At 41.8% G+C, this 19,831-nt stretch carries 13 protein-coding genes and 1 riboswitch; of the genes, 6 read left to right on the top strand and 7 right to left on the bottom strand.

Annotation, left to right across the window (positions count from 1 at the left end):
* Positions 1-172: 172 nt before the first annotated feature.
* The 5 genes from EGN73_RS01875 to EGN73_RS01855 all read left to right on the top strand — a co-directional run bounded on the left by EGN73_RS01875 (position 173) and on the right by EGN73_RS01855 (position 6,063).
* Positions 173-1,297, top strand: coding sequence for an NAD(P) transhydrogenase subunit alpha (locus EGN73_RS01875; RefSeq protein WP_219286549.1), 1,125 nt, complete (start codon positions 173-175; stop codon positions 1,295-1,297).
* A 2-nt stretch (positions 1,298-1,299) separates the two neighbouring features.
* Positions 1,300-1,617 (top strand): NAD(P) transhydrogenase subunit alpha part 2, encoded by a 318-nt coding sequence (locus tag EGN73_RS01870; RefSeq protein ID WP_219286547.1) that lies wholly within the window; start codon positions 1,300-1,302, stop codon positions 1,615-1,617.
* Complete coding sequence (locus EGN73_RS01865) at positions 1,617-3,017, top strand: NAD(P)(+) transhydrogenase (Re/Si-specific) subunit beta (protein WP_219286989.1); 1,401 nt, start codon at positions 1,617-1,619, stop codon at positions 3,015-3,017. Before EGN73_RS01870 ends, EGN73_RS01865 begins: the two co-directional genes overlap by 1 nt.
* A 324-nt stretch (positions 3,018-3,341) precedes the next feature.
* A riboswitch (SAM riboswitch) is annotated at positions 3,342-3,451 on the top strand.
* Between the two features lie 180 nt (positions 3,452-3,631).
* Positions 3,632-4,936 carry an O-acetylhomoserine aminocarboxypropyltransferase/cysteine synthase family protein gene (locus tag EGN73_RS01860; protein ID WP_219286545.1) on the top strand — a complete coding sequence of 435 codons (1,305 nt, stop codon included), beginning with the start codon at positions 3,632-3,634 and terminating at the stop codon, positions 4,934-4,936.
* 68 nt (positions 4,937-5,004) lie between these two features.
* The gene (locus tag EGN73_RS01855) at positions 5,005-6,063 is read left to right on the top strand and encodes a homoserine O-acetyltransferase family protein (protein ID WP_219286543.1); all 1,059 of its coding nucleotides are present in this window, start codon (positions 5,005-5,007) and stop codon (positions 6,061-6,063) included.
* A gap of 37 nt (positions 6,064-6,100) precedes the next feature.
* Here the strand turns inward: EGN73_RS01855 and EGN73_RS01850 are convergent, their stop codons facing one another.
* From EGN73_RS01850 to EGN73_RS01820, 7 genes are all read right to left on the bottom strand, one after another.
* Positions 6,101-8,506 (bottom strand): ABC transporter permease, encoded by a 2,406-nt coding sequence (locus EGN73_RS01850; RefSeq protein ID WP_219286541.1) that lies wholly within the window; start codon positions 8,504-8,506, stop codon positions 6,101-6,103.
* A 48-nt stretch (positions 8,507-8,554) separates the two neighbouring features.
* Entirely contained in the window at positions 8,555-10,924 is a 2,370-nt protein-coding gene (locus tag EGN73_RS01845) for an ABC transporter permease (RefSeq protein ID WP_246611418.1), read from the bottom strand.
* A 727-nt stretch (positions 10,925-11,651) separates the two neighbouring features.
* Positions 11,652-14,105, bottom strand: a complete 2,454-nt coding sequence (locus EGN73_RS01840) for a GumC family protein (RefSeq protein WP_219286537.1) — start codon at positions 14,103-14,105, stop codon at positions 11,652-11,654.
* The gene (locus EGN73_RS01835; protein ID WP_219286534.1) at positions 14,102-14,911 is read right to left on the bottom strand and encodes a polysaccharide biosynthesis/export family protein; all 810 of its coding nucleotides are present in this window, start codon (positions 14,909-14,911) and stop codon (positions 14,102-14,104) included. The genes EGN73_RS01840 and EGN73_RS01835 overlap by 4 nt, the downstream gene beginning before the upstream one ends.
* A 93-nt stretch (positions 14,912-15,004) precedes the next feature.
* Complete coding sequence (locus EGN73_RS01830; RefSeq protein ID WP_219286532.1) at positions 15,005-15,592, bottom strand: Maf family nucleotide pyrophosphatase; 588 nt, start codon at positions 15,590-15,592, stop codon at positions 15,005-15,007.
* On the bottom strand, positions 15,589-16,890 hold the full coding sequence (locus tag EGN73_RS01825) for a DUF1015 domain-containing protein (RefSeq protein WP_219286530.1): 1,302 nt from the start codon (positions 16,888-16,890) through the stop codon (positions 15,589-15,591). Before EGN73_RS01825 ends, EGN73_RS01830 begins: the two co-directional genes overlap by 4 nt.
* On the bottom strand, positions 16,890-18,386 hold the full coding sequence (locus EGN73_RS01820) for an acetyl-CoA carboxylase biotin carboxylase subunit (RefSeq protein WP_219286528.1): 1,497 nt from the start codon (positions 18,384-18,386) through the stop codon (positions 16,890-16,892). The genes EGN73_RS01825 and EGN73_RS01820 overlap by 1 nt, the downstream gene beginning before the upstream one ends.
* Before the next feature lie 181 nt (positions 18,387-18,567).
* Between EGN73_RS01820 and EGN73_RS01815 the strand changes: the two genes are divergently transcribed.
* A complete protein-coding gene (locus tag EGN73_RS01815) occupies positions 18,568-19,818 on the top strand; it encodes an aminotransferase class I/II-fold pyridoxal phosphate-dependent enzyme (RefSeq protein ID WP_219286526.1) in 1,251 nt (416 codons plus the stop codon).
* Positions 19,819-19,831 lie beyond the last annotated feature (13 nt).

Below are 19,831 nucleotides of genomic sequence, written 5' to 3'. Positions count from 1 at the left end.
TGGAATTCACTATTTTTTGGGAATTCTATCAATTTTAGAGACAAAAAATCAAAAATTTGGGATAACATGTCCATTCCATCATAAAAAACCCCACCTTTTTGGAAAGTTTTTGATAGTTTAGCCCTCAAAGTGATTTTCTTAAAATATAATTTCTCAAACCTATTTCCAAATCATGATTATTGGAATTCTAAAAGAACCGAAGGAAGAGTCACGGGTTGCCATGCTTCCAGAGGCCGTCAAAACATTGCTTTCATGGGGGGCAGAGGTACAGGTAGAACAAGCTGCCGGAAACACTGCTTTTGCCACTGACCCAAGCTACCAAGAGGTCGGAGCTTCCATCAAAAGCAGAGAGGAGCTGCTCAGCCAGGCAGACATCCTTATTGGCATACAGCCATTAAGTCCTTTAGAGATTGCAAAGACAAAAAGCGGCGCAGTCTTGATGGGGCAAATGAATGCTTTGTATGACAGTCAACTCAGGGATTACCTGATTGCAGAGAAGAAGACAGCATTCAGTATGGAGCTGGTTCCCAGAACTACCCGTGCTCAATCCATGGATGTACTGTCTTCCATGGCCACAGTGACAGGTTACAAGGCAGTGTTGATGGCTGCTGACCTGCTCCCCCGTTTTTTCCCGATGTTTATGACCGCAGCAGGGAGCATTACCCCTTCCCGGGTTCTCATCTTGGGGGCAGGAGTAGCAGGGCTTCAGGCCATTGCTACGGCAAGAAGACTTGGAGCGAGCGTGTTTGCTTTTGATGTAAGGCAAGCTGCCAAAGAAGAAGTGTTGTCTTTGGGGGCAAAATTTGTTGACGTGGAAGGTGCCACAGAAGATAAGGATGCCGGTGGGTATGCTGTCGAGCAATCCGAGGAGTTTCTCCAAAGGCAAAAAGACACCATCCATGAACATGCCCTGAAAGCGGATGTGATCATTACCACTGCGCAGATTCCAGGAAGAAAAGCCCCATTATTGGTAGAAGAAAGAACAGTCAGGGCCATGAAACCCGGGGCTGTAGTCATTGACCTGGCCGCATCATCGGGGGGCAATTGCGCACTATCGCAACCTGATCAGACCGTAGAAGTCAACGGAGTCAGAATAGTAGGTGTAGGTAACCTTGCCGCATCCATGCCACAGGACGCCAGCAAGATGTACGGCAAAAACTACCTGAATTTTCTCAAATTGATCATTAAAGACGGGAACCTTCACCTGAATTTTGAGGACGACATCGTCACAGGTACCTGTGTCTGCCATGAAGGTAAGGCCATTAGCCCGCGTATCATCCAAATCCAAAACACTTAACCATGGAACAATTACTCAATTATATAGGCCAAAATATGGAAATGGTTTATTTCCTGATTTTGGCTATACTACTTGGCGTGGAGGTCATTTCCAATGTACCGGCCATTCTTCATACCCCATTGATGTCGGGAGCAAATGCCATTCACGGCGTAGTTGTGGTAGGCGCTATTATAGTCATGCTTCAGGCTTCTCCTGACAATTATGCGGCCCTTACGGTTGGCTTTTTGGCAGTAGTAGTGGGGACTCTCAATGTAATAGGAGGATTTGTGGTCACCGACCGCATGCTCGAAATGTTCAAGAAAAAACCTAAGAAATCATGATCAGTCTCAATATTCTGGAAATAAGCTACCTGATAGCTTCTTTGACCTTTATCTTGGGTCTGAAAATGCTTTCCCATCCCGATTCCGCCAGAAAGGGAAATCTGCTTGCAGCAGCAGGAATGGGGATAGCTGTGGTGGCCACTTTGGTCCTTTATCAGGATTTTGATGCCACTAAAGGGCTTAACTACGGGCTCATCTTTCTCGGTCTGGTAGTGGGTACGGTCATAGGAACCATCATGGCCAAAAAAGTACAAATGACAGCAATGCCACAGATGGTTTCCTTTTTCAACGGTATGGGAGGTGCCTGTGCTGCCCTAATTGCCATTATAGAATTTCAACACCACCAACACCTACAAATAACCGGATTTGACGGGGAATTGCTCGTGATGCTATTGGGCTTACTTATAGGTTCTGTTTCATTTTCAGGCTCCCTGATTGCTTATGGAAAATTGGAAGGTAAAATAAAAGACCGCGTATTACCCATGAATCAGGCTGTGAATATGCTGCTACTTTTAGGAATTGTAATTCTGATTGCTTTCCAGATGTATGCAGGATCAGACCCATTGATGTTTTACATTCTCTTGGGAGTAGCCTTGATATATGGAGTCTTGTTTGTGATGCCGATTGGAGGTGCGGATATGCCTGTCGTCATTTCCCTGCTCAACTCTTTCACAGGGATGGCAGCTGCCTTTGGAGGTTTTCTATATGACAATAAAGCCATGTTGACAGGAGGAATTCTCGTGGGTTCAGCAGGTACCATTTTGACCATTTTGATGTGCAAAGCCATGAACCGCTCCTTGACCAATGTACTATTGGGAGCTTTTGGCGCCACTGCTGCCGGTGCAGGAAAGTCAGCTGAAGGTGACCAGACTGTCAGGGAAATCAGTTTATCAGATACAGCTGTTCTTTTGTCCTATTCTCAATCTGTAGTAATTGTCCCAGGATATGGATTGGCAGTTGCACAAGCGCAGCACATTTGCCACGAGCTTGAAAAGCTTCTGGAAGAAAAAGGAGTAGAGGTTAATTATGCCATTCACCCTGTAGCAGGAAGAATGCCGGGGCACATGAATGTGCTGTTGGCGGAAGCTGATGTACCCTACGAACGACTTCAGGAGATGGAAGAGATCAATCCAAGACTGGCCAATACCGATGTGGTAGTCGTCATCGGTGCCAATGATGTGGTCAATCCTGCTGCCAAAAATGATCCCGCCTCCCCTATTTATGGCATGCCAATCCTGGAAGTGGATCAGGCCAAAAATGTCATCATCATGAAAAGAGGAATGAGCTCAGGGTATGCAGGAATTGAGAATGAACTGTTCTTTTATCCTAAAACAAGGATGCTTTTTGGAGATGCCAAAAACAGTCTCCAAAAACTTGCTGCAGAGGTCAAAGAGGTCTGAAAAGAGAGTGAAGTTTTGTTGTTAAAGCTTCGTTCTTCTTATAAAACCATATAATTCCTGAGCAAAGACTAAAGGTCTTTCAGGTCATCAATCTTATTAAACTATCAAAAAGACCAGTCAATGTCAGACTGGTCTTTTTTTAAAAAATTGAATTATAATAATGTAGATGGAACCTGTTTTTCAAATAATCAGGTCCATAAAAGTTTGTCAGCCAGTTCAAATCATCCCCATTGATAAAGTTTTGCAAAATCTTTTGCCATTGCGCTTGCAATTTCCATGTCCTCCTTTTTTCTTTGTGGCATCCTTTCACTTTTTATGTGTTGGGATTTATAAAGAAGAGGCGAGAGACAGGCTCATTGACCCTCTGGCAACCTGGAAAATCCAAGGTGCCAATTCCTGCCGGTTGAAAACATTGTCTACCGGAAATATAAATTCTTCTAACAATGAATTTACTTAAAAGGAAAACTCCACAACATTTAGCAAAGCAGATTTATCAGTTCAATCACATGTGCTCTGGCATTTGTATGTGCTGTAAGTGATTTTCACATCAGCATATTGCTTCTCTTGAACCGAATTTATCAAACCATTTCTCATAAATCCAAAACCATAATCCCATGTCAAACTACAGATTTGAAACCCTGCAACTTCATGCTGGACAAACACCGGACAGCACCACCAATTCCCGCGCTGTACCCATCTATCAGACCACTTCATACGTATTCAATTCCGCCGAACACGGTGCCAATCTTTTTGCGCTGAAAGAATTCGGAAACATATACACCAGGATCATGAATCCAACTACTGATGTGTTTGAGCAAAGAATCGCAGCCCTGGAAGGCGGGGTGGCAGCATTGGCAACTGCATCAGGTCAGGCTGCCCAGTTTTTGGCCCTCAACAACATCCTTCAAGCGGGTGAGAATTTCGTTTCTACCTCATTCCTGTATGGGGGTACTTACAATCAGTTTAAGGTGGCTTTCAAAAGAATTGGCATAGAGGCCCGCTTTGCAAAGGGAGACAGTCCTGCTGATTTTGAAAAGCTCATTGACGAAAAGACCAAAGCCCTATATCTCGAAACCATAGGGAATCCTGAGTTCAATATACCGGACTTTGAGGCAATTGCTGCTTTGGCCAAAAAACATGATATCCCATTGATAGTGGACAATACTTTTGGCGCCGGAGGCTATTTGTTCCAGCCTTTAAAACATGGAGCCAATATTGTGACTGCATCTGCCACAAAGTGGATAGGTGGTCACGGCACATCTATAGGAGGTGTGATTGTAGATGGAGGAAATTACAACTGGGGCAATGGGAAATTCCCTCAGTTTACCGAGCCATCAGAGGGTTACCACGGGATGAAATTCTGGGAAATATTCGGAGATAACAATCCACTAGGTTTACCTAACATTGCGTTTGCCATACGCGCAAGGGTTGAGGGTCTTAGAGACTTCGGTCCTGCCCTCTCCCCTTTTAATTCCTTTTTATTGCTTCAAGGATTGGAAACCTTATCTCTGCGTGTTCAGAAAACAGTGGACAACGCCTTGGCCTTGGCAGAATGGCTGGAATCGCATCCAAAAGTCCAGAAGGTCAACTACCCCGGACTTAAAAGCTCACCATACCATGAATTGGGCAAAAAATACCTGCGCAATGGATTTGGCGGAGTCCTCAGTTTTGAGCTAAAAGGTGACAAAGAAGGTGCTTCTGCCGTCATCAATAAGCTCGGGCTCATTTCCCACCTGGCCAATGTAGGGGATGCCAAGACGCTTATTATTCAACCTTCAGCAACCACCCATCAGCAATTGAGCGATGAGGAGCAATTGGCTGCCGGAGTCACCCATACCCTGCTCAGGATTTCCTTGGGAATAGAGCACATAGAGGACATCAAAGCTGATTTACAGCAGGCATTTGATTCTTTGTCCTGAAAATAAATACCTGTGGATTCCTTCTGACCAAAACCAGAAGGAATCCACACTCTGATTGAAAAAGGCTTATGAATTTAGAAAGCAATTACTTGATAATAGATATGGCAGAAGAATGCTACAGACATGAAGGCATCCTGGAATTGGAGTCAGGGGAAACCTTGGAAAATTTTGAAATTGCCTATACCACAAGAGGTCATCTGACTACTGCAAAGGACAATGTCATCTGGGTCATTCATGCCCTGACAGGAGATGCCAATGTAGAAGAATGGTGGTCGGGCCTCATAGGAGAGGATAAATTTTTCGACCCTACCAAGCATTTTATTGTCTGTGCCAATCTATTGGGGAGTTGCTATGGATCGACCAACCCACTATCCGAAAACCCGAAAAACCAAAAGCCTTATTATTATGATTTCCCCAGTCTGACTACCAGAGACATGGCCCGAAGTCTGGAAATACTCCGGAAACATTTGGGAATATCTTCCATTCACACACTCATAGGCGGTTCCCTGGGTGGACAGGTAGGCTTGGAATGGGCATATATGCTTCAGGAAAAAGTAAAGCACAGCATAATCCTGGCTTCTAATGCCAAGACTTCTCCCTGGACAATAGGCTTCAATGAGACCCAAAGAATGGCTATTGAATCGGACAGTTCTTGGGGAGAAAACAAAGCTGAAGCAGGTAAGAAAGGGCTGGAAGCTGCCCGTGCCATAGCTATGCTTTCCTATAGGCATCCGGAGGATTTTCAAAATAAGCAATCCGAAAAAGAAGACAAACTGGACAATTTCAGAATATCCTCCTACCTCCGTTATCAGGGTCAAAAGCTGGCCAACAGGTTCAATGCTTTTTCCTATTGGCTCTTGACCAAAGCCATGGACAGCCATGATGTGGGAAGAGGAAGAGGAGGCACTGCCTCGGCACTATCTGGCATTCCTTCCAAAGTGCTTGCTATAGGGGTGGACAAAGATGTTCTTTTCTTAAAAGAAGAATCCCAATACATTGCCAATCATGTACAAAAGGGGAGTTATCGGGAGATCCATTCCTCTGCCGGTCATGATGCCTTTTTGATAGAATATGAGCAATTACAATATATTTTAAGGAGCTTTTATCTGGAAGAAAACGGAAATTAAAGAATTTGTATCTCCTTCCGTTTACTTCCAAATTGACTTATTCACTTCTCAAGCCACTTACAGTATTGCCAAAGGCTGCTTTGAGGGCTTGCAATCCAACGACTGCGAATGTGATGAGGATGGATCCGGTAATTACCACAAAGAAGTTGACAAAATTGATATTGGATCTGTAGGCAAAATTCTGCAGCCATTCTTTACCAAAAAACCAAGCAACTGGCAGTGCTAAAACCGAGGCTATTATCACCAGAAGAATAAATTCTTTTGACAAGGTATAGACTATTTGCGGAACTCCGGCTCCCAAAACTTTGCGGATACTCATTTCCTTGGATCTGGATTGAATCATAAAGGAAACCAGCCCCAGCAGACCTATCAATGAAACCAACAATGTCAGTCCTGCGAACAGCCTGAACATTTTAGCCATTCTGAGTTCAGCTTGGTAAAGCCGCTCAAAGTCTTCATTTAAGAAAAAGTATTTGAAATCAGCCCCAGCAAAGTCAGAAGCCCATTTCCCTTGTAGATTGGCAATGATGTTAGCTGTTTGAGCAGGATCAAACCGTAAAGAAAGCCAATACGAATAGTCTGGAGCCCAATCCAAGGCAATTCCATGAATAGAATTTTGAAGGCCCAGTTGGTGGTAATCTTTCACCACTCCAATAACAGTCCCTTGTGGAGTGGTAGAAGGAGACACTATCTTTTGGCCCAAGGCCTCTTCAGGAGTATCCCAACCAAACAGTTTTACTGCCCTCTCGTTCAACACCAGGCCTTCAAGTCTATCTGTTTCTCTCTCAGGGTCAAAAAACCTCCCCGAAACTATTTGCAAGTCCATGGTATTCATGTAGTCTTCATCCACCGAAAGGTACTCCACTGACACTGGATTTTCGGTTTCCCTTCCCTCAGGGTATGCAATTTGACCTATCCATCCAGGTCTTCCTGGAATTCCATTACTATAGGTAACACCTTGAATTCCGGCAATATTGACCATTTCATTTTTGAGACTTTCAATCCGGTTTTTGGGTATTTTGGAGGCATTGACCACCAGTATTTCATCTTTAGCAAAACCTAACTCCTTCTCCTGCATATAATCCAGTTGGTTGAGTACTACAAGTGTGCCTAAAGCCAGTGAAACAGAAATGAAAAACTGGAAAACCACCAATGACTTCCTCAAACTTACTCCTGTACTTCCTGGTGAAAATTTCCCTTTAAGTATTTTGACCGGCTGCAATCCCGACAGGTATACAGATGGATAGTATCCTGCCAGCAAGCTGATCATTAAAATCAATACAAAAAGTCCCAAGGCGATTTCTACGGTCAAAAGATTTTCCAAGCTGTAGGTTTTGTTGACCAACTCATTGAAAACAGGCATTACAAGAGATGCCAACAATAGGGCGATAAATAAACCTAAGGCTGTAAGTAAAAATGCTTCTGTCATAAATTGAATGATCAGCGCTGACCTGGATGAACCCACGACCTTTCTCAAACCTACTTCTTTAAACCTATCTACAGACCTTGCCGTGGACAGGTTGATGAAATTGATACAGGCCAACAGAATTGTAAATAGACATATCCCCAAGACCATGTAAACTCTTTCAATACTTCCTAAGGAACCAAGTGAATTGCCTGCCTGTGACCTGAGATAGATATCCTTCATTGGTTCAAATTTCAAAAATGCCTCTGAACCCCAAGAGCGCATCATGTCCCCTACATGATCCATATAGACAGACCTGGCTTTCTCCTTGAAAGATTCCGCATCAGTTCCTTCACGAAGCATCAGGTAGTTGGTCATGTTGATGTTTCCCCAACCAGTCATGTAATCCTCTAATCCTACAAGTCTTTCGAAGGTGGATTGTGATAGCAATACTTCAAATTGAATGTGTGAATTTTCAGGAGCATCTTTGACCACCGCACCTACCTTAACTGCTATGGAATCGGCGAGGAAAAATTCCTGGCCCAATCCATCCTTCCCTTTGAACATCCGGCTTTCCATGGTTTCAGTGATGACGGCCTGATAAGGTTGGGATAAAGCAGAAGATGGTGACCCCTTGAGTTGTTCGAAAGAAAAAACGTCAAAAAAAGATTCCGTAACATAGGCCATTCTTGGGCTGAGTGTTTCCTCATCTGCCTTTACATCCAGCTTAGGCCAAGTAATGGTATAAACCACATTTTCGACTTCCGGAAAGTCTGATTCCAGAATTTTGCCTACAGGCCAAGCATTGGTGCTGTTATAGCTTTCATTCCCTGTTTTTGAATCTACAAATACGGTATTGACACGGTAAATCCTCTCACCATAATGATGGAAGTTGTCAAAAGAAAATTCATCCAAAGTATAGATCAGCATAAAAATCCCACCTGTCAGCCCCAAGGCAAGGCTGACCATATTTATTAAGGTGAAACCTTTCCGCTTAACGAGGTTTCGTATAGCGATTTTAAAATAGTTTTTGAACATGATGAGATCCTAATTTACCGATGTTATGCCCTATCTTCTCTTTTTAACTTAATCTACTTTGAATGCCTTGACAGGGTTGATCATCGCAGCCTTGATAGATTGAGAACTAACTGTAAGTGTTGCAATGAATGCTGCTATCACTCCAGCAATCAAAAAAACAGCCCAGGAAACCCCTATACTATAGGCAAAGCCATCCAACCAAGAATTCATGCCATACCATGCAATTGGAATGGCAAAGAGAAAGCCTAAAAGGACGAGCTTCAAGAAGTCTTTTCCTAGCAGGAGGACAATACTTCCTATACTTGCCCCCATTACTTTTCTTACACCGATTTCTTTGGTCCGCTGCTCTGTAGCATAGGCAGATAGCCCAAACAGTCCCAAAACGGATATAAGTATGGCCAGGCCCGCAAAAAAACCAAAAACAGTACCCACTCTCTCTTCCGCCTCATACTGTTGATCAAACCTATCTGCCACAGCATAATAATTAAAAGGAAAATCCGGCTTCAAGGCAGTCCATTCTTCCCTCAGGTAGGCTATGGTCTCTTCAGACCTGTCTTTATTGATTCTGAAAGCTACGCTGTTGAACCTATCAGTAGGAACCATAAAAACCATTGGACTTATGGGCTGATGAAGGGATTCAAAATGAAAATCTTTGACCACTCCTACTATATAGCCCCTTCTGTTGCCGTAGTGTAGAGCCTTTCCAACTGCATCCTCATCACTTCTCCAGCCTATGGCCCTTACTGCAGACTGATTGATCAAAAAAGCCTCAGTGCTGTCCGAAGCAAGCTGGTAGTTGAAATCCCTTCCTGAAGCCATTTGAATCCCGAAAGTTTCCATAAATGAATGGCTGACATGGATATCTGCCAGTCTGATATCCATGGTAGTCAGCTCTCCATTGACTTCTGCCTTGGCACCCTGTGAATCCAGGAGCCGGCCAGATGGCACCCTTGAGGCAAGCGCTAAATTCTCTATGCCCTCATGTTGGAGGTACCTGTCTTTTAAAGTTTCGAAATTTTCCACAAAGTCTTCGAATGCAGGCAGAACAATCACCTGATCCTTCTGGAATCCAAGATCTTTGTTTTTCATATAATCCAGCTGATTGACAACAACCAATACCGCTACAATCAGAACAATAGAAATGGCAAATTGTCCTACAACAAGTCCAGAACGGAATTTTTCATGAATAGAGCCTATTTTATATGTGCCTTTTAAAACTTTTACAGGCTGAAACCCTGAGAGGAAAAGTGAAGGGTAGCTGCCTGCCAAAACCCCTACAATGATCACTAATCCCATCATTCCCAAGAGGTATTCGGGATTTTTCAGTAAGTTGATAGAGAGTGCCTTACCTGTGAAATCGGAGAAAAAAGGAAGTGTCAATACTGCAAGAAGAAAAGCCATCACAAGTGCCAAAAATGTCATAATAATGGTTTCACTCATAAATTGTCCCACTAACAATTTTCTGTCCGCACCCATCACTTTCCTCAATCCTACTTCCAAAGCTCTTTTGGCAGACCTTGCAGTAGCCAGATTCATAAAGTTGACACAGGCTATCAGTAGGATAAAAATGGCAATAGCAGCATAGATATACACATATTCAATGCTACTGTTCGGTTCCAGTTCAGAGTCAAGATTGGAATGAAGGTGAATATCGGTGATAGGCCAAAGGTGGAGATTGGTCCAAGAAGCTGGAGGTGTGCCACCATCACCTACATTGATATGCCTGTTGAGAAAGGCCGGAATCTGAGCACTGATGTTGTCGGGGTCCACTCCCTCACTAAGCAAGATGTAGGTTCCAAAGTTATTTGAACCGAAATTTTGCATCATGGCTTCATAACCGCCATAAAAATCAGTAACCAACTCCATAGAGACCAGAAAATCCGGCTTGAAGTGTGAGTTATCCGGAATATCCTGCATCAAGCCTCTCACTTGCATATTGGAAGAAACCTGTCCGATTTTCAATTCAAGGCTTTTACCAATTGGGTCAGCATTTCCAAAATATTTTTTGGCCATACTTTCCGAAATCACCATACCATCTGGAAAGCTCAAAGCTTCCAAGGGATCCCCTTCCAACATCTTCCATGAAAAAACTTTGAAAACCTCTGGATCAGAAAAATACAGCTTCTTTTCTTCAAAAACCTTGTCCTCATCCTTAAGAACGACTTCAGTATTGATCACCCTTACCACCTCATCGATTTCCTGGCTAAAGTCAGATTTTATCAAAGGTCCAAATGGAGGGGCTAAATGCCCGAGATGAAGGTTGACTTCTCCATTCTGGGAAAAAAAAGATCTGGAGACCCTATAAATTCTATCTGAATTTTCATGATACTTGTCATAACTCAATTCATGCTGAATAAAAAGAAAAATCAATATACTTGCAGCCATACCCACAGATAGGCCAAGTATATTGATCATCATGTAAGCGGGGTTTTTCTTAAGATTCCTAACGAATATTTTTAAATAGTTTTTAAGCATATCATTGATGGAGTTAATTCTTTAATTTTTCAAAAATCCATATTGGATAGATTGACCTGTCATTCATTTCCATTTTTATGCCATCCCAAAAAATCATCATTGAGGCCATGGATTGCATTCTATTGAATCTTTTGTATAAATAAGCGGACATTTTTGTTCGCTGGTGGTCAAAAATTTCAATCTTAATCCTCAAGATTTCTTGCAAAAATTTCAAATTACAGGACATTAGGGCCAAGCTTTACGTCATCGCTTAAACAGAAGAGTATCGTCATGATCTGTTCAGCTGGATTTAAAGTTCTCCAGAGGATTTTATTTCTAATTCCGTCATAGGTAGATAAAGCGATCAACAATTTATATGAAAGTGATTACTTCTGAAAATGGCTTTACATACTCTGTAAACAGGATCTTGAAAAAATATTTAAAATAATCACTAAAATTTAAATTATACAAAATAAGAATCCCTATATTTAAATTATATTAATTCCATAGATACTTACAAATGTACATTTTATACACATTTACCAGTATATTATTTGCAGGAGTTTTAGGAGGCTCTTTGTACTTGGGATACCTTTTGATTTTCAATAAAGACAAGGAGATCAAGAAGTAGGTTGGTGGATCAAAGAATCTGATCTCAAGACATTTTTCCCCTTGGCTCTATCAATTTTTATCATACCCTGAACCGGCGTAAAAATTTATCAAACCATTCGGATGGTTTCTTATTCTCATCAATCTCGTAGTAATTTCCAGTATACTTATTTTTTCTCATGTATGAATAATTGTATCCATAGCCGTAATTATATCCTCCAAAATCATATATATCTCCTCCAGATCTAAGTCCATTGAAAACAGCATAGAAGTCCCTGATCTGATCATTGGCATAAAGGTCATTTACCATGAGGAGGTATTTTTTGTGTGTGTAATCCTGTCTAACAATGTAAAGGTTCACATCAGAGAAGCGTAAAAGGTCCATAGTCTCCGACACCAACCCTATCGGTGGAGTATCCATCAATACCACTTCAAAGTCGTTTTCTAGGTATTTCAAAAACTCCTCCATTTTGTCTTTGAGCAATAATTCTGCAGGATTAGGCGGTATAGGACCAGATGGGACTATGTAAAGATTTTCATATTGAGTAGGCATGATGATTTCCTCTTTATCTGATTTACCTACCAGGTAACTTGATAAACCCACCTTATTGGAAATACCTACATAGTCTGAAATTTTTGGTTTTCTTAAGTCCATCCCCAACAGACATGTCTTTTTTCCGCTTAGGGCAATTGCCGCAGCAAGATTGAGGCTGACGAATGTTTTTCCTTCACCCGAGACAGAAGAAGTCACTAATATTCGTTTACATTTTTTTTCTGAAGCAATATAAAACAATGCAGACCGAAGAGATCTAAAAGATTCCGAAACCATGGATTTTGGATGTTCTGCCACGATCATATTGGTATCTTTGGTACTGTAACCTATTGTACCTAACAGAGGAATCCTCAATGAATTTCTCAGCTGGATTTGGTCCATTATCCTGTTGTTGAGGTAATGGTACAACAATAAGAATCCAAGCGGAATAAAAAAACCAAGACCTACGGCCATACCATAGTTTTGTGGTTTTTGAGGAAAAACCAGGCTTCCTCTTCTTGCATAGTCCAAAACGGAATTGTCCGATACATTGGAGGCTTTTGCAATTCCTGCCTCTGCCCTTTTCTCCAAAAGATAATTATATAAGTTTTCCCTCAATCTATATTGCCTGAAGATGTTGGCATAGGAGGATTCTGTCTGAGGCAATCTGGAAAACTCCTTGTCCAATTCAGCTAACTTCTTATTTACTTCAGATTTTCTCTTTTCGGTATTGGACACCAGATTTTCAATATTTTCAAAAATATTCTCCCGCAACTTATCAATCTGCTCATCCAATTGACGAATGTTAGGGTGGTTATCATTGACAATGGCCAGCAATTTCCTTCTTTCTAACGAGGTAGAGACAAGCGCAGAAATCATTCCGTTCAAAGCTCCATCGCTAAGACCCACAATGGAAGGTGCGAGAATATCTCCGTAATCTGCACCTTTATCTACAAGGTAATTTTGAAGAGACTTATAATAACTCAATTCAAAATCAATTTCCTGAACAAGATCGTCCAATCTCTGGATGTTACCCAGAACACCTCCAAACTCTGAACTCACATCCATAAGTTTGTTTTCAACCTTAAAATTGAGCATTCTATTTTCGACAACCCTCAATGAATCTTCCAAAATAGACATCTGCAAATCCAAGAATGCCAAAGTATTTTCAGTAATCCTGTTTTTTTCTTTCAGGTCGTAATCAAGGTAGGAATCCATTAATGCATTCACATAATCTCTACCTTTCTCTACCACCCTTGAAATGGTGGAAACTTGCAAAACCGTACCATAACTGTTGATGGGCCTGACGGCAATGGATTTCTGGTAACTTTCAAGTACGTCACTTGGATGGTGGATGATGAAAAACAGTTTTTCTCCATCCCTCATGTATTTCATTTTATGAACAGTAAATTTCGATTTTTCAGTAGTAATTTCTTCTCCAAACCTGTAAGTCTTGTTGAGCAATTGATCGTCAAAAGGACCTGAGGCTTTGGCAGAAAGAAAATCAAAAAAACCTCTCTCTTCATTGGTCAGTACAAATTCATTTTCCGATACCAAGGTAAAATGAATGACTCCTGAACCACCTTGAGGGAAATTCCAATCCACATCTACTTTTATTGGGGATTTGTCATAAAGTTCAATTTCCTTGATATTGGTCGAGGCAAAGTAGCTGACATCAAAGTGAAGCTTATTTAATGCCTCCTGTGCCAGGCTTTTTGAAGTAAGCAGTAAGATATCATTTTCGAGATTATTGCCACCTGAAAAGATATTGGATCTATCAAGAATCCTTACTTCAGGCGTGTTTTTCTGTTTGATCAAAATGCTCCCCCTTACTTCATATTCTTCCACTGAATAGCGGTGAAACAGAAATACAGAAACTAGTGCTATAAAAATACAGGTAACATAGAGAGGCCAGTACCTTGAGTATTTGATCAGGTAATACTTGATATCAATCGGCTTGACATCCTGTTCAAATTTGGATATGTCTACGTTACCATCAATCATATATTATTCCTAAATATCGCAAAAATCAACAAAATAGAACTGGTTATTCCTATAAAAAGTCCCAGTGAGGAGGATAGATTTTCCGCATTTCCAAACTGTCGGATATTCATTGGCTCCAGATATAGAATATCATTATTTCTGATAAAAAAGAAGGGAGAAGCCAGCAATGCTCTGTCATTGAGGTTGATTTGATGGATTCTTGACCCGCCATCATATTGCCGTATCAAAAAAAGCTGGTTTTTTTTGGCGAGTATATTTGATTCCCCTGCCATAGCGAGAGCATCAAAAATGGTAGCTCTATTTTTTAATATTACTTTGGTTCCCGAACTCGTAAACTCGCCCAGCGCCGTAAATCTAATTCCCCCAATTCTTAGCCTTACGAAAATTTCGTCTTTGAAATAATCCTTTATTTTTTCCTGAACCACAATTCTTGCCTCATCTTCTGTCAGCCCACCTATTTTTATTTTACCCAACCTCGGTAGTTCAACGTATCCATCTACATCTATGGTATAGCCAGTAAAATAAAACATGTCTCCACCCATCATTCCTCCCATTCCTCCGCGCATCATTCTGGAACCTTGAAATTCGAAAGCCTGAGTAAGCTCCTCATTGGCTGAAGCAAAGTCTATATCTACCACATCAAAAGGTTGAAGGATGTACCTGTTTTCATATTCTGCAAAGGGAATAAACTCATCCAAACCAATGGGCTCATTTCCAGGTAGATTTTGGAGATAGGTGATTCTTCTATTGCTTATACAAGAACTTGCAAAAAGTATGATGCAAAAGAAAATCAGAAAACGGTTCATATCACTGGGTGCTAAGCGGTACTCTGCGTCAAATATAAATAAATATTGGAAAAGCAGTGAAAAATGATTTTAATAGTTCAGCACTTCCCCGAATCAACCCTCCTCTTCCCAAGCCTGCAGTTCTTCATATACCAGGTGTACCGGTAAACCCATGACCGAAAAGAAGGAGCCTTCTATGCTTTTCACGCCTATATATCCGATCCACTCCTGGATACCATATGAACCGGCCTTATCCATTGGCGTGTAATGTTGAACATAATGAATTATTTCTTCTTCTCTGAGATCTTTGAAATGAACCGTTACCACATCAGAGCGGGTGATTTCCTTATTTCTTGACTTGAGGGTGATGGCCGAAATCACATGGTGGGTTTTTCCGGACAGAGATTTCAGCATTAGCCTGGCTTCCTCTTGGTCATTCGGCTTTCCCAAGACCTTACCTTCGGACAACACTACTGTGTCAGAAGTCAGTAGGATCTCATTTTCTCCAATTTCCTCATGGAATGCCATTGCCTTTTTTCTGGAAAGATAGGCCGCCACATCTATCGCCTCTAAGTCCTCCGGAAAATCCTCTTCTACTTCTTTGGTACGGATTTCAAAATCCAGCTCCAGGCCTTTGAGCAATTCTGACCTCCTTGGAGACTTGGAGGCCAGGATCAGTTTTTTATCTTTAAGGTCTATCATAAGTGAAATGCATCATACGGAAACGAAAAATCCTCTTCAGCTATGGATCCAAAAAGCAAGCCCGAAAGGGTTTTTGGATAGAAATAGGTGGACTTCTGAGGCATGGTATAACCACTCTTACACACATCCAAAACTTGTTTCATGGCTATATCTTTGGTCAAAATGGCAAAGGAAGCACTTCCTCCTTCTACTTTACTTACACATCTTACCAAATTACGTTCGTATGCCAACTTCTCAGAATAGCGCTGCTCTTCCATAGGAATTCCCAGGACCTTGTCTATGAAAAAATAGTGCAAGACCATCATGTCCACTTCTTTGACCAAATCAGGAATAGGCAGATCCATCTCTTTTATTTTTTCGGGAATCAGGCGTATTTTATAAGCGCTGTTTTTGAAGATAAGACCAAAAGCCCACTTTTTTTGCAAAATCAGGTCCGAGACTTCCTCCACATCATTCAGTTGTCGGATTATAAACCATGGCTCAAGCTTTTCCAAAATTTCTCCTTCACTTAGGGAAATGTCTGTGAAAAGTCTATGGGTGGGAAGGATCCTAAGATTTTTTGTTAGGGCATTGGTAAAATACATCAAATGGTAATTGTAACCCTCCTTTCCTGAATGTCCAGGATTGGATTCTGACATTTCCTTCCTAAATGCCACCGCTCCTTGATACCTGTGATGACCATCAGCAAGGATCACCTGCTTTTTTTTCAGGACATCCAAAAACTTTGCTATAATCCCAGCATCATGGATGACTGCCAAAACTTCCCTTACTCCTTGATAGTCTTCCAGATCATAAAGGGGGTCCATAATGGCCTCATCCATGTAAGGTTCCAGTTCATATAAAGGATCTTCATACAGACCATGTGTGGGACTGCTCTGAATTTGCGTGGCTCTCAATAGGTCAATCCTGTCATCGACTGCTTTTGCTATGGTATTTTCATGTCTCAGCACTACCTTTTCATCCCAGTCATAGGACCTGATCTGTGCAATAAAGCCTTTTCTGCAAGACTCTTCCTCCAGGCCAGGGAATTTGAAATACTGGTAATAGACATATATCCCTGGCAAATCATCCTGAACGATCACCTTGTCTCTTTTCCATGAATCCAAGGTTTCCCTCGCTCTTTTTGCAGGATCAGGCCCCAAAGGCACCGAAAGATGAATGCTGTTCAGTGGATTGGCATATAAGGCTTCCCTTTGTTTTTCTGATACCACATCAAAAAGAGGAGATGTCAATTCCTCTATTTTATCTGATAAGCCATGGTGGTAACGGTAAGCTTTTAAAGGTAAAATTTCTGCCATCAGATAAGCCTGTTTTTCCAATTTGTTCTTCTTATGCCATCAGTTCCTCCCAATGGCACCAGTTGATTTTTGCTTCTATCAAACATTTCCACTGCCAGTCCAGCCAACAGCTGCATCTCCTCCTCGGTCCACTTTATTTCCAACTTTTCAGGACTGAAATACTTTTCTACGAATTTGGTGTCAAATTCTCCCGAAACAAAAGCCTCATGCTCCAGAACAAACCTACAGAAGGCCAAGGTAGTTTCAATTCCTGTGATCTGATAATCGTCTATGGCCAAGATCATTTTCTGAATGGCCTTATCCCTATTTTCATCATGAACAATCAGCTTGGAAATCATTGGGTCGTAATAAATAGGGATATCCATTCCCTGTTCAAAGCCGTCATCCACCCTGATCCCTGCGCCTTTAGGACGGATGTAAGTTCTGAGCTTACCGATATCCGGTAAAAAGTTGTTTTTCGGATCTTCTGCATACACCCGTACCTCAATTGAATGTCCATTGATGCCCAACTCCTCTTGTTTAAATGCTAGTGGATTCCCTTCTGCAATGTGAATTTGTTCCTGAACCAAGTCCTTTCCTGTAATCATTTCTGTCACAGGATGCTCCACCTGTAGACGGGTATTCATTTCCAGGAAGTAAAAATTCAGTTTTTCGTCCACAATGAACTCCACGGTGCCTGCTCCATAATAGTCACATGCTTTGGCTACTTTCACAGCCGCTTCCCCCATGGCCTTCCTCATTTCTGGAGACACTACCGCTGAGGGAGCCTCCTCTATCACTTTCTGGTGTCTCCGCTGTACCGAACATTCTCTTTCAAACAGATACACAATATTACCATGTTGGTCTCCGAGCACTTGGATTTCGATATGTCGTGGTGAGGTAATGAATTTCTCAATAAATACCGCCCCGTCACCGAAAGCTGATTCTGCTTCGGATATTGCCCTTTGCATCTGCTCTTCAAACTCCTCCTCGGAGTTGACTATTCTCATCCCCTTTCCTCCACCACCGGCGCTGGCTTTGATCAGGATTGGATAACCAATTTCTGCGGCCTTTACTTTGGCGGCGGGAATATCTGAAATTGCTTCATCCGTGCCTGGCACCATGGGAATACCATATTTTGCCACAGCCTGCTTAGCCGCAAGCTTGCTCCCCATCACCTCTATGGCTTCTGGGGAAGGCCCTACAAAAATTATCCCTGCATCCGTTACTTTCTTTGCAAAACCTGCATTCTCGGAAAGGAAGCCGTACCCTGGGTGTATGGCATCTACTTCCAAATCCTTGCATGCTGCGATGATTTTGTCAGCAAGAAGGTAAGACTGGTTGGAAGGGGGTGGGCCTAGGAGAACTGCTTCATCGGCAAACTTCACATGGGGAGAATTGCGGTCAGCCTCACTGTATACCGCTACAGTACTGATTCCCATCTGCTTGGCAGTTTTCATGATCCTCAATGCGATCTCTCCTCTATTGGCAATCAGTAGTTTTTTAATCTTACTCATATATGGGTTTATTCGTCCTAAAAAGCTTAACCCACGAAGTAAACAAAATAAAATGAGGATTAGAAAGATTATTTGAATTGGAAAAGGAATTTTGCAAGGACGGTTTAATTGTGTTAGTTTTGCCCGGTTTAAAGGGTTGGAAACCCTGTTTTGAATTTGAACAACATAAACATCTATTGTCTTGGATTTATTTGCAAAATTACACACAAACCTAGGTCCACTGGGTAAGCATTCAGAACTCGCTGAAGGATATTTCGCATTCCCTAAACTTGAAGGAGAGATTGCTCCAAGAATGAAGTTCAAAGGGAAAGAAGTTTTGACCTGGAGTCTCAATAACTACCTGGGCCTTGCTAACCATCCTGAAATCAGAAAAGCAGATGCAGATGCAGCAGCTAAATGGGGTGCTGCTTACCCCATGGGAGCCAGAATGATGTCCGGTCAGACGGATCTTCATGAGCAGCTGGAAAGGGAGTTGGCGGAGTTTGTAGGAAAAGATAGTGCTTACCTGCTCAACTACGGTTACCAAGGTATCATGTCGGTAATAGATTCCTTGCTGGACAGAAAAGATGTCGTAGTATATGACAGTGAATGTCATGCCTGCATCATTGATGCCCTCAGAATGCACATGGGAAAAAGATACGTTTTCCCACATAATGACATTGAAAGTTGTGAAAAACAACTTCAAAGAGCCACCAAACTTGCAGATGAAACAGGAGGTGGTGTTTTATTGATTACTGAAGGTGTATTCGGAATGACGGGTGACCAAGGCAAATTGGCCGAAATTGTAAAACTTAAAGAAAAATACGAGTTCAAAATCCTAGTGGACGATGCCCATGGTTTTGGAACTTTGGGAAAAACAGGTGCCGGAGCAGGAGAAGAGCAGGGAGTACAGGATCAAATCGACCTTTACTTCTCCACTTTTGCCAAGTCTATGGCTTCAATCGGGGCTTTTATTGCAGGTAATACACAAGTGATCAGGTATTTGAAATACAACATGCGATCTCAGATTTTTGCCAAATCACTGCCAATGATTTTTGTAGAAGGTGCACTGAAAAGGCTGGATATGATCAGAACCCGACCAGAACTAAAAGACAACCTTTGGAAAATAGTGGATGCTTTACGTAATGGACTTAAAGAAAAAGGATTCAGTACTGGGAATTCCAATTCACCGGTAACTCCTGTGGTATTGAACGGTACTGTAGGAGAAGCAGCGACCCTGAGCAAGGACTTGAGAGAAAATTACAGCATTTTCTGCTCTGTAGTCATCTACCCGGTTGTACCTAAAGGAATGATTATCTTAAGGCTGATTCCAACTGCTGTACATACGCTTGAAGATGTCAAGGAAACCATTGCGGCTTTTGAAGCCATCAAAGAAAAGTTGACCAGCGGATATTATAAAACAACCGAACTTGCCATTTCTTTTGGGGAATAAATAACTCAAAAAA

This window comes from Arthrospiribacter ruber, assembly GCF_019343195.1.
Taxonomy (GTDB): Bacteria; Bacteroidota; Bacteroidia; order Cytophagales; family Cyclobacteriaceae; genus Arthrospiribacter; species Arthrospiribacter ruber.
Note: the sequence above shows the minus strand (reverse complement) of the source record. Positions and strands in the feature narration are given on the sequence as shown.